At 72.6% G+C, this 10,845-nt stretch carries 8 protein-coding genes; all 8 read left to right on the plus strand.

The window, feature by feature from the left end:
* The first annotated feature begins 5 nt into the window (after positions 1-5).
* The 8 genes from ACFVFQ_RS04580 to ACFVFQ_RS04615 are packed head-to-tail and all read left to right on the plus strand — an operon-like array spanning position 6 to position 10,844.
* Positions 6-2,183 (plus strand): bi-domain-containing oxidoreductase, encoded by a 2,178-nt coding sequence (locus tag ACFVFQ_RS04580; RefSeq protein ID WP_383408539.1) that lies wholly within the window; start codon positions 6-8, stop codon positions 2,181-2,183.
* Entirely contained in the window at positions 2,180-4,165 is a 1,986-nt protein-coding gene (locus ACFVFQ_RS04585; RefSeq protein WP_383408541.1) for an alginate lyase family protein, read from the plus strand. Before ACFVFQ_RS04580 ends, ACFVFQ_RS04585 begins: the two co-directional genes overlap by 4 nt.
* Before the next feature lie 14 nt (positions 4,166-4,179).
* Entirely contained in the window at positions 4,180-5,712 is a 1,533-nt protein-coding gene (locus ACFVFQ_RS04590; RefSeq protein WP_383408544.1) for a right-handed parallel beta-helix repeat-containing protein, read from the plus strand.
* A 1-nt stretch (position 5,713) separates the two neighbouring features.
* On the plus strand, positions 5,714-6,940 hold the full coding sequence (locus tag ACFVFQ_RS04595; protein WP_383408962.1) for an O-antigen ligase domain-containing protein: 1,227 nt from the start codon (positions 5,714-5,716) through the stop codon (positions 6,938-6,940).
* A 2-nt stretch (positions 6,941-6,942) separates the two neighbouring features.
* On the plus strand, positions 6,943-8,151 hold the full coding sequence (locus ACFVFQ_RS04600) for a glycosyltransferase (RefSeq protein ID WP_383408547.1): 1,209 nt from the start codon (positions 6,943-6,945) through the stop codon (positions 8,149-8,151).
* Positions 8,148-9,383 carry a methyltransferase domain-containing protein gene (locus ACFVFQ_RS04605; RefSeq protein WP_383408550.1) on the plus strand — a complete coding sequence of 412 codons (1,236 nt, stop codon included), beginning with the start codon at positions 8,148-8,150 and terminating at the stop codon, positions 9,381-9,383. Before ACFVFQ_RS04600 ends, ACFVFQ_RS04605 begins: the two co-directional genes overlap by 4 nt.
* Before the next feature lie 13 nt (positions 9,384-9,396).
* Complete coding sequence (locus tag ACFVFQ_RS04610) at positions 9,397-10,200, plus strand: glucose-1-phosphate cytidylyltransferase (protein WP_383408552.1); 804 nt, start codon at positions 9,397-9,399, stop codon at positions 10,198-10,200.
* Positions 10,197-10,844 carry a PIG-L deacetylase family protein gene (locus tag ACFVFQ_RS04615; protein WP_383408555.1) on the plus strand — a complete coding sequence of 216 codons (648 nt, stop codon included), beginning with the start codon at positions 10,197-10,199 and terminating at the stop codon, positions 10,842-10,844. Before ACFVFQ_RS04610 ends, ACFVFQ_RS04615 begins: the two co-directional genes overlap by 4 nt.
* The last annotated feature ends 1 nt before the right edge of the window (position 10,845 follow it).

Below are 10,845 nucleotides of genomic sequence, written 5' to 3' on the forward strand. Positions count from 1 at the left end.
TTCGGGTGAAACAGGTCGTGCAGAACTACAAGAGCGGCGAGTTGACGGTGCTCGATGTGCCGGTGCCGGGGTGCAAGCCGGGCGGTGTGCTGGTCCGCAGCGCCTACTCGCTGATATCCACCGGGACCGAGCTCATGAAGGTGTCCGAGGCCGGCATGTCGATGCTGGGCAAGGCCCGTTCCCGGCCGGACCAAGTGGCCAAGGTCATGCAGAGCGTGGCCACCAACGGGGTGCCCGCCACCTACCGCAAGGTGATGGGCAAGCTGGACTCCTACACGCCGCTGGGCTACTCGCTGTGCGGGGTGGTCGAGCGGGTCGGCACCGGGATCGACGACGTGAAGGTCGGCGACCTCGTGGCCTGCGCCGGCAACGAGCACGCGCTGCACGCCGAGTTGAACTGGGTGCCGCGGAACCTCTACGCCCCGGTGCCGGACGGCCTCGCGGCGCGGCACGCCGCCTTCGGCACCGTCGGTTCGATCGCGATGCAGGGCGTGCGCCGCGGCGAGCCGGGGCTCGGCGACGCGGCGCTGGTCATCGGCCTCGGGCTGATCGGGCAGTTGGTGGTGCAGCTCCTCGTGGCCTCGGGAGTCCGCGTCGTCGGCGTCGACCCCGATCCGGCGCGCTGCGGGCTCGCCGAGCGCCTGGGCGCCACGGCCTGCGGCGATCCCGCGTCCGCGGCCGTGGAGGCCGCCGTCGCCGAACTCACCGGCGGTCACGGCGTGGACCAGGTGTACCTGGCCGCCGGCGGCGGCAGCAACCAACCCGTCGAGCTGGCCGCCCGGCTCTGCCGGGACCGCGGCCGGGTCGTCGACATCGGCAAGTGCCGCCTGGACCTGCCGTGGAACGCCTACTACGAGAAGGAGCTCGACGTCCGGTTCTCCCGTTCGTACGGCCCCGGGCGCTACGACCCTGAGTACGAGCTGGAGGGGCGGGACTACCCGATCGGCTATGTGCGGTGGACCGAGCGCCGCAACCTGGCGTGCTTCCTCGATCTCGTCGCCCGCGGCCGCGTCGACGTGGAGCCGTTGGTCTCGCACGTCGCCGCCTTCGACGACGCCGCCGAGACCTACCGGCGCCTGAAGGACGGCGAGTTGACGGCCGTGGCCGTGCTGTTCCGGTACCCCGGACACGAGGTGGAAGCCGAGGTCCCGACGGTCACGATGCCCACGGTGACCGTGCGGCGGAGGCCGGCCCGGGTCGCCAAGACGCCGGTGCGGCTGGCGTTCGTCGGTGCGGGGAACTACGCGACGTCCATGCTGCTGCCGCACCTGGCCCGGCGCGACGGCGTGGAGTTGTCGACCGTCGTCACCACGACGGCGCTGTCCGCGGCCAATGCGCAGCGGAAGTTCGGCTTCGCCGGGGCGACCACCGACCTCGACGCCGTGCTCGGCGACGCGTCCCTCGACGCGGTGTTCGTGGTCACCCGGCACAGCTCGCACGCCGAACTGACCCGGAAGGCGCTGCTGGCCGGCAAGACGGTGTTCGTCGAGAAGCCGCTGGCCCTCACCGAGGACGAGTTGGCGGGCGTGCTCGCCGCGGTGGAGGAGTCCGGCAACGACCGGCTGCAGGTGGGCTTCAACCGCCGGTTCGCGCCGCTGCTGAACCAGGCCAGGAAGCGGTTCGGCGCCCGGACCGGCTCGGCAAGCCTGCGCTACCTGGTCAATGCGGGCCGGCTGCAGCACGGCAGCTGGTACCTCCAACAGGGCACCGAGGGCACGCGGTTCGAGGGCGAGGGCGGGCACTTCATCGACACCGCGAGCTGGCTGCTGGGGGCCGACCCGGTCTCGGTGTACGCGGTCGTCACGGCCGGCAACGAGAACCTGCAGATCGTGCTGCGCTACCCGGACGGTTCCACCGCCACCGTCAGCTACCTCACCACCGGCGCAGCCGGCTTCCCCAAGGAGACGCTGGATCTGGTCGCGGACGGCAAGGTGTTGCGGCTCGACGACTTCGTGCGTGCCTCGGTATACGACGGCCGCCGCAAGCGGTGGGTCAGTTCCCGGCTGCCCAGGGCTCGGGACAAGGGCCAGTCCGCCGAACTGGCCGCGTTCCTCAGGGCCGTGCGCACCGGCGGGCCGATGCCGGTGCCGCTGGAGTCGCTGGTCGCCACCACGGCGGCCACCCTCGCCGTGCGGACCGGTCTGGCCACCGGCGCGCCGGTGACGTTGGCGGGGGCGCGATGAGCATGAGCGCGGGCTGGTATCTGCGGCGGCTATCCCGGATGGGGCCGGCTGAGGTCGGCGGCCGGGTGGGCGACGCGGTGCGCAGGCGGCGGTGGCGGTCGGCGCGGCCGCACTGCCCGAGCGTGACCGGCGCCCGGTTCACCGCGGTACTGCCCGCCGGGGCGATCGCCGCGGTGCCGCCGGACGCCGCGAAGCGTCTCCTCGCCGAGGCGGACCGGCTGATGGCCGGGCACGCGGAGTTCTTCGGGGTGGTCCGCGACGACCTGGCCGACCCGGACTGGCGGTACGACCCGAAGACCGGGCGCCGGGCTCCCTGGGGCTACGCCTTCGACGTGCCGTACCGGAACGAGGACGCGGTCGGGGACATCAAGCAGATCTGGGAGCTGTCCCGGCATCAGTACCTCACCGTGCTCGCCGCCGCCTACGCGGTCACCGGGGACGAGCGGTACGCCGAGCGGGTGGCCGAGCACCTGCGGTCGTGGTGGGCGGCCAACCCACCGCTGCGCGGCGTGCAGTGGCTCAGCGGGATCGAGCTGGGCATCCGGCTGCTGTCCTGGGTGTGGATCCGCCGGCTGCTCGACGGCTGGCCGGGCGCGGCCGGGCTGTTCGAGGGTAACCAGGTGGCGCTGCAGCAGATTTGGCACCACCAGCGCTGGCTGGCCGCCTTCCCCAGTCGGGGGTCCTCGGCCAACAACCACGTCCTCGCCGAGGCCGCCGGGCAGTTCGCCGCGGCCTGCGCGTTCGGCTGGTTCCCGTCGTCGGAGCGCTGGCGGGCCGAGGCGCTGCGGTCGTTGGAACGGCACCTGCGTGGCAACACCTTCCCCTCCGGCCTCAATCGCGAGCTGGCGACGGAGTACCACGGGCTCGTGCTGGAGCTCGGCCTGGCCGCGCTTGCCGAGGCCGGCGCCGCCGGGGTGCCGGTCCCCGCGACCGTCCGGCTGGTGCTGCTGCGGATGACCGACGCGCTCGCGGCCGTCGTGGACAACCGGCTGCGGCCGCCGCGCCAGGGGGACGCGGACGACGGTCACGGTCTGGTCGTGGACGGCGCGGGCACCGACCGCTGGGCCTCTCTACTGGCCACCGGGGACGCCGTGTTCGGTCGGCTCGCCTGGTGGCCGACGGTGACCGGCACCGATGTGCGCACCCCGTTGCTGGCCGCGCTCATCACGCCCGAGGCGCGGGAGGTGGCCCGCCCGGCGAGCCGGCCGGCGCACTTCGCCGACGCCGGCATGACCCTCCTGCGCGGACCGGCGGAGGTCTGGTGCCGTTGCGACGGTGGCCCGCACGGCTTTCTGTCCATCGCCGCACACGCCCACGCGGACGCGCTGTCCGTGGAGGTCCGGCACGACGGGGTCGATGTGCTCGCCGACCCGGGGACGTACTGCTACCACGGGCAGCCCACGTGGCGGCAGTACTTCCGGTCGACCCTCGGCCACAACACCCTGCAACTGGACGGCAAGGACCAGTCCGACTCCGGCGGCCCGTTCCTGTGGACCCGGCACGCCCGCAGCCGGGTCCTGACCGCGGACGCGTCGGGCGCCGCCACCGGTGGGACGGCCCGCTGGTGTGCCGAGCACGACGGGTACCGGGGCTTCGTGCACCGCCGTCGGGTGGAACTGACGGCCGCGCGCGCGGAGTTGAGGATCGTGGACGAGGTGCGCGGCCGGCACCGGGCCGCGGCGCGCCTGGCGTTCCACCTCGGTCCGGCGATCACCGCGGACCTGGCGGGCACCCGGGCGGTGCTCACCTGGACCCGGGACGGCGAGGACCGCCGGGCGGTGCTCGACCTGCCTGGGCAGCTGCGCTGGCGGGCGCACCGCGGCGAGACCGATCCTTCCCCGAGCTCTTCGAGCAGGGGATACCCCATGCTGGGCTGGTACTCCGCCGGCTTCGGGCGCAGGGAACCCGCCACCACGCTGGTCGGTACCGGCTTCGTCGACGGCTCGGCGGGCTTCGCCACCGTGCTCACGTTCCGGGGCTAGGGGGGCGCGTGGGGATGAACTGGCGGCACCGGGCGTGGGCGGCGGCACCGCTGACGCTGGCCCTGCTGGCGGCGGCCGGCTGTGCGGGCACGCACGACACCCGGGCGAGGCCGACCGCCGCGCCCACCGCGCCCGGGGCGCCGTCCACGTCCGTGGCCCGGGTGTGCGCCGAACCCGCGGCCGGGCCGACCCGGGCGCCGGCGGGCGCGGTGACGGTCGATCCCGCGGTGGTCGGTGACGTGGCGACGAAGACCAAGAACAACCCCCCGCACACCACGTTCTGGCTCCGCCCGGGCAGGCACCGGCTCGACCCGGACCGCTACGCCCAGGTCATCCCCAAGGAAGGGGACCGCTATCTCGGTGCGCCGGGCGCGGTGCTCGACGGCCAGGCGAAGAACCAGTACGCGTTCGGCGGTTCCGCCCGCGACGTCACCCTTCGCTATCTGACCGTGCGGAGTTTCGTCGCGCCGCAGAACGAGGGCGTGGTCAACCACGACTCGGCCGACGGGTGGGTGATCGAGCACGCGACGATCCGGGACAACTCCGGGGCCGGGCTGATGGCCGGTGCCCACCAGCGGGTCCGCGCCAACTGCCTGCGCGACAACGGGCAGTACGGCCTGAACGCGTACAAGAACGGCGGCCCTTCCGGCGACCTGGTGGTCGAGGGCAACGAGATCGCGGGCAACAACACCGACGACTGGGAACGGCGCCGGCCGGGCTGCGGCTGCACCGGGGGCGCGAAGTTCTGGGCCGTCAACCACGCCGAGGTACACGGCAATTGGGTGCACGACAACCGCGGAGCGGGGTTGTGGGCGGACACCAACAACAACGACTTCCGCATCGAGGGCAACCTGATCGAGGGCAACGACGGTGCCGCCCTGATCTACGAGACCAGCTACAACGCGGTCATCCGCACCAACACGATCCGGCGGAACAACTGGGTCGAGGGCCGCCGGGCGGCCGACCGCGGCGACGGCTTTCCGTTCGGAGCCGTCTATCTGTCCGAGTCCGGTGGCGAACCACGGATCCGGGCCCGCACCGACAAGATCGAGATCTACCGGAACGTGCTGGAGAACAACTGGAACGGGATCACCCTGTGGGAGAACGCCGACCGGTTCTGCAACAGCCCGGCCAACACCTCGTCCGGTGCCTGCACCCTGCTGGTGCACGACATCACTCGCTGCGCGGCGCCGGCGATCGCCCGCGCACCGCTCTACGGCGACTGCCGGTGGAAGACCCAGCGGGTGGACATCCACGGCAACCGCTTCGTGCTGGACGAGTCCGTCGTCCCGTGCCCGGCCACGTGCGCTCGGATGGCGGTGCTGGCCAACTACGGCACGTACCCGGACTGGTCGCCGTACCAGGGGGAACGGGTGGCCGAGGCGATCACCGGCAAGCAGCACAACCGCTGGCACGACAACGTCTACCTCGGACCGTGGCGATTCGTCGCCCACGATCCCAGCCGGGTGCTGGACTCCGGGCAGTGGCAGGGCACGCCGTACCAGCAGGACGCGGGCAGCACCCTCGACCCACGGGCCGGTGGTTGAGATGGCCGGGGCGCCGAAACTCGTCGGGATCGTCTGGGGGTTGCTGGTCCTCAACACGCTCGGCTCCGCCGGGGCGAAGACCATCGTTCCGCTGCCCCGCTCCCTCATCCAACTGGTCACCATGGGCGCGCTGGTCACCGCGTTCGCGCTGGCGCTCGTCCTCAATCGCCGCCTGCGCGTCCGCCCCAGCGCCTTCCTGTTCCTGCTCACCCTGCTGCTGGTGACGAGCGTGCTCTCCAGCGCGCAGCTGGCGTCCGGGTTCGGCGCGTTGTTCCGCTGCGTCCGACTGGGCCTCTTCGTGGGCACGTTGTGGCTGCTCGGTCGCTGGTGGGACGGCGGCTTGACGTTCGTCCGGCACCACGTCCGGATGTACTTCGCGGTGCTCGGGTCGGTGGCCGCCGGCCTGGTGGTCTCACCGGGGGCGGCCCTGCCCGACCTCTACGGCGGGCGCCTCGTCGGCGCGCTGTGGCCGCTCACCCCGCCGCAGATCGGGCAGTACGCCGCGGTGATCATCGGGCTCACCGTGCTGCTCGTCCTGGGCCGCCGGACCGACCGGGCCAGCGCGGCCGTCGTCATCGTGCCGTCAGCGGTCCTGCTCGCGCTGACCCATACCCGGACGGCCACGCTCGGCCTGTTCCTCGGGCTGGCGTTGGCGATCGGCTCGCTCCTCCTGACCAGCGCGGCCGCCCGCCGGTTCTTCGGCTGGGCGGTGCTGGGCGCCGCGGTGGCCGCGGTGGCGCTCGGTCCCGTGCTGGAGGCGTGGTTCCTGCGCGGGCAGAGCCAGGAGAACTTCTCCAGCCTCACCGGTCGGGCCAAGGTCTGGGACGCCCTGCTGGCAGCGGAGCGGACGGTCTCGGAGCAGTTGTTCGGCGTGGGCCTGGGCGACAAGTCGTTCGGCGGGTTGCCGATCGACAACAGCTGGCTGGCCGTCTACAACGAGCAGGGTCTGATCGGCATCGCCCTCGTGGCGGCGATCCTTCTCGTGCTGGGCGGCGTCGCGTTGCTGCGGCCGCCGTCGCTGCCGAGGGCCTGCGCGCTCTTCCTGATCAGCTACTGCGCGATCGCGTCGTACACCGAGGCCGGGCTGGGCGACGCCTCGCCGTACCTGCTGCATCTGGCGGTCGCCGCCTCGCTGCTGACGGCGCCTGCCGCGGCAACGCCCGTACCGACGCCCGACGTTACTCGACGCCGCGCCCCGCGGCGGGCCCGGCGACCGGAGGTGGCCTGACCATGCGCGTCCTCGTGGTGCACAACCGCTATGGCTCGGCGCAGCCGAGCGGGGAGAACAAGGTCGTCGACCAGGAAGCGGCGCTGCTGCGCGCGGCCGGCCATCGGGTCGAGGTGTTTGAGCGGCGCAGCGACGACATCGCCGCCCGGTCCCTGCTGGGCAAGGCCGCGGTGCCACTGCTGGTGCCGTGGAACCCGGCGGTCCGCGCGGAACTCGCCGGCCAGCTGCGCACCTTGCGCCCTGACGTGGTGCACATCCACAACGTCTTCCCGCTCCTGTCGCCCGCGGTGCTGGCCGCCTGCGCCGACGCCGGCGTGCCCGCCGTGGCCACGCTGCACAACTACACCCAGGTCTGCCCGCCGGGCACGCTGCAACGGGACGGCCGGCCGTGCACCGAGTGCGTCGGGGCGACGCCGCTGCCCGCCGTCCGGCACGGCTGCTACCGGGGCTCCCGGCTCGCGACGGTGCCGCTCGCGGTCAGCCTGTCGGTCAACCGGCGACGGTGGTGGTCCGCGGTGGAGCGGTTCCTGTGCATCTCCGCGGCGCAGCGCGACGTCCTGGTGCGGGCCGGCATGCCGGCCGAACGGCTGGCGGTGAAGCACAACTTCGTGCCGGAGCCGGGCGTCCGTCGCACGGGCCCGGGCGAGCATCTGCTCTATCTCGGTCGGCTCGCGGAGGCCAAGGGCGTGCGGCTGCTCATGGCCGCGTGGGACGCGCTCGCCGCGAGCGGCGGGGTGGGCGCCCCGCTCGTGATCGCCGGCACGGGGCCGTTGGAGCGAGCGGTGGCCGCCTGGGCGGCGGACCGTGACGACGTGCGCTACGTCGGCCTGTTGGACCCGGCCCGGTGCCGGCAGGCCCTTGCGCGCTCGGTCGCCGTGGTGGCTCCCTCGACGTGGCTGGAGGCGTTCGGCCTGGTGGTCGTCGAGGCGATGGCGGCGGGGGTGCCGACCGTCGCCGCCGGTCACGGCGCCTTCGTCGAACTCGTCGAGGACGGGGGCACCGGGCTGCTGCACCGGCCGGGCGAGCCCGCCTCGCTCGCGTCCTGCATACGCCGGATCGCGGCCGAGCCGGGCCGCAACCGGGAGATGGGCCGGGCGGCCCGACGCCGTTACGAGCGGGACTTCAGTCCGGCCGTCGGCCTGGCGCGCCTGGTGGATGCGTACCGCTCCGCGATCGCGGGGCGGACGGAGTCAATGGGGGGAAGTAGATGACACGATGCCGACTCTGCGGCTCGGAAGCGATGGTGAGCGTCGTCGATCTGGGGGCGACGCCGCCGTGTGAGAGCTTTCTGGCCGTGGACCAACTGGACCGGCCGGAGCCGGCGTTCCCGCTGCACCTGCGGGTCTGCACCGACTGCTGGCTGGCGCAGCTCCCGCCGCTGATCACGCCGGAGGAGACGTTCAGTGAGTACGCGTACTTCTCCTCGTTCTCGACGTCCTGGGTGGCGCATGCGCGCACGTTCGTCGCCGATGCCGTGCGGCAACTCGCGCTCGGTGCCGACGCGTTCGTGGTCGAGGTGGCGAGCAACGACGGGTACCTGCTGCGGCACCTGGTGGACCGGGGGATCCGCTGCCTGGGCATCGAGCCGTCGGTGAACGTCGGTGCCGCGGCGCGGGAGAAGGGCGTGCCCACGCGCACGGCGTTCCTGGACCCGGCCACCGGCTCGGCCGTCCGCGCCGAACACGGCCCGGCGGACCTGGTGGTGGCCAACAACGTGTACGCGCACATCCCGGACGTGGTCGGGTTCACCCGGGGGCTGCGCGCCCTGGTCGCCGACGACGGCTGGGTCTCCATCGAGGTGCAGCACCTGCTGACCCTGATCGAGGAGAACCAGTACGACACGATCTACCACGAGCACTTCCAGTACTACACGGTCGCGTCCGCGGCCCGGGCGCTGGCGAGCGGCGGACTCGCGCTGGTGGACGTCGAGTTGCTGCCCACGCACGGCGGCTCGATCCGGCTGTGGGCCCGACCGGCCGAGGTGGCCGGCGAGCCGTCGTCCCGAGTGGCTGACGTGCTGGCCCGGGAGAAGGCCGCCGGGTTGCAGGAGCTGTCCGGGTACACCGAGTTCTCCGCCCGGGTGGCCAAGGTGCGCCGGGATCTGCTGCGGTTCCTCATCGAGGCGGCCGAGCGCGGCGAGACGGTCGTCGGCTACGGCGCCCCGGGCAAGGGCAACACCCTGCTCAACCACTGCGGCATCCGCCCGGACCTGCTGCCGTACACGGTCGACCGCAACCCCTACAAGCACGGCAGGTTCACCCCGGGCACCCGCATCCCCATCCTGCCGCCCGAGCGGATAGCCGCCGACCAGCCGGACTACGTCCTCGTCCTCCCGTGGAACCTGCGGGCCGAACTGGTCGAGCAGCTGTCCTTCGTGCACGCCTGGGGCGGCCGGCTGGTCTTCCCCATCCCGGAACTGAGCGTCGTCGAGGTCGCGTCGTGAAGGAGGTCGCAGCATGAAGGTCGTTCTGTTCTGCGGCGGTTACGGGCTGCGGATGCGCAGCGGAGCCGGCGCCTACGATGAAGCGCCCAAGCCGATGGCGATGGTCGGCCCGCGGCCGCTGATCTGGCACGTCATGCGCTACTACGCGTACTTCGGGCACACGGAGTTCATCCTCTGCCTCGGGTACGGGGCGCACCACATCAAGGACTTCTTCCTCACCTACGAAGAGACGACGTCCAACGACTTCGTGTTGCGGGGCGGCCGGACCGAGCTGCTGTCCACCGACATCGCCGACTGGACGATCACGTTCGCGCAGACCGGCATCGAGTCGCCCATCGGGGAGCGGCTGCGCCGGGTGCGACACCACCTGGACGGCGACGAGATGTTCCTCGCCAACTACGCCGATGTGCTCACCGACGCCCCGCTGCCGCAGATGATCGACTCCTTCGCCCGGCGCGACGCCGGTGCGTCGATGATGGTGGTGCCGCCGCAGTCCTCGTTCCACTGCGTGGACCTGGGCGAGGACGGCCTGGTGGGGGGCATCACCGCGGTGAGCGAACTGCCGCTGTGGGAGAACGGCGGCTACTTCGTGCTCCGCCAGGAGGTCTTCGACCACATACCGGAGAACGGGGACCTGGTCGCCGACGGATGCGCCCAACTGGCCAAGCGCGGACGGTTGGTGGCGCATCAGCACCGCGGCTTCTGGAAGCCGACCGACACCGTGAAGGAGCGGGCCGCGCTCGACGCCGGGTACGCCCGCGGCGAGCGCCCGTGGGCCGTGTGGGAGCGCGCCGCCGTCGCCGTGGGGACCGCGTGATCCGCCTCGGGGCCGGGCCCCTGGACCGGATCGTCGCGGTGGGCGCGCACTGCGACGACATCGCCATCGGCGCCGGTGGCACGCTGCTGACGCTGTGTCACGCGCAGCCGGGCCTCCGCGTCGACGCGCTGGTGCTCTCCGGCGGTGGCACCGAGCGGGAGCAGGAGGAGCAGGCCGCGCTCGCCGCCTTCTGCCCGGGCGCCGAACTGCGGCTGACCGTCGACAAGTTGCCGGACGGCCGACTGCCCGTGCACTGGGACGAGGCCAAGGCCGCGGTGGAGGAGCTGCGCGCGGGGACCGAGCCGGATGTGATCCTGGCCCCGCGCACCGACGACGCGCACCAGGACCACCGCGGCCTGGCCCGCCTGATACCCACCGCGTTCCGCGACCACCTCGTGCTCGGCTACGAGATCGTCAAGTGGGACGGCGATCTCGGCCGTCCGGCGGCGTACCAGCCGCTGTCGCCCGAGATCGCCGAGGAGAAGGTGCGGCTGCTGCAGGAGCACTACCCCTCGCAGCGACACCGGCCCTGGTACGACCGGGAGACCTTCCTCGGCCTTGCCCGCATCCGCGGCATCGAATGCCATGCGCGCTACGCCGAGGCGTTCGCCGTCACCAAACTCGCTCTCAACCTGGGGGAATGAA

It is taken from the genome of Streptomyces sp. NPDC057743 (genome assembly GCF_042798755.1).
Taxonomy (GTDB): Bacteria; Actinomycetota; Actinomycetes; order Streptomycetales; family Streptomycetaceae; genus Streptomyces.

Bases quoted from the DNA above. Each gene is read 5' to 3' on its own strand.
- ACFVFQ_RS04590 (WP_383408544.1), top strand. From the start codon at position 4,180: ATGAACTGGCGGCACCGGGCGTGGGCGGCGGCACCGCTGACGCTGGCC.
- ACFVFQ_RS04610 (WP_383408552.1), top strand. From the start codon at position 9,397: ATGAAGGTCGTTCTGTTCTGCGGCGGTTACGGGCTGCGGATGCGCAGC.
- ACFVFQ_RS04585 (WP_383408541.1), top strand. From the start codon at position 2,180: ATGAGCATGAGCGCGGGCTGGTATCTGCGGCGGCTATCCCGGATGGGG.
- ACFVFQ_RS04605 (WP_383408550.1), top strand. From the start codon at position 8,148: ATGACACGATGCCGACTCTGCGGCTCGGAAGCGATGGTGAGCGTCGTC.
- ACFVFQ_RS04595 (WP_383408962.1), top strand. From the start codon at position 5,714: ATGGCCGGGGCGCCGAAACTCGTCGGGATCGTCTGGGGGTTGCTGGTC.
- ACFVFQ_RS04600 (WP_383408547.1), top strand. From the start codon at position 6,943: ATGCGCGTCCTCGTGGTGCACAACCGCTATGGCTCGGCGCAGCCGAGC.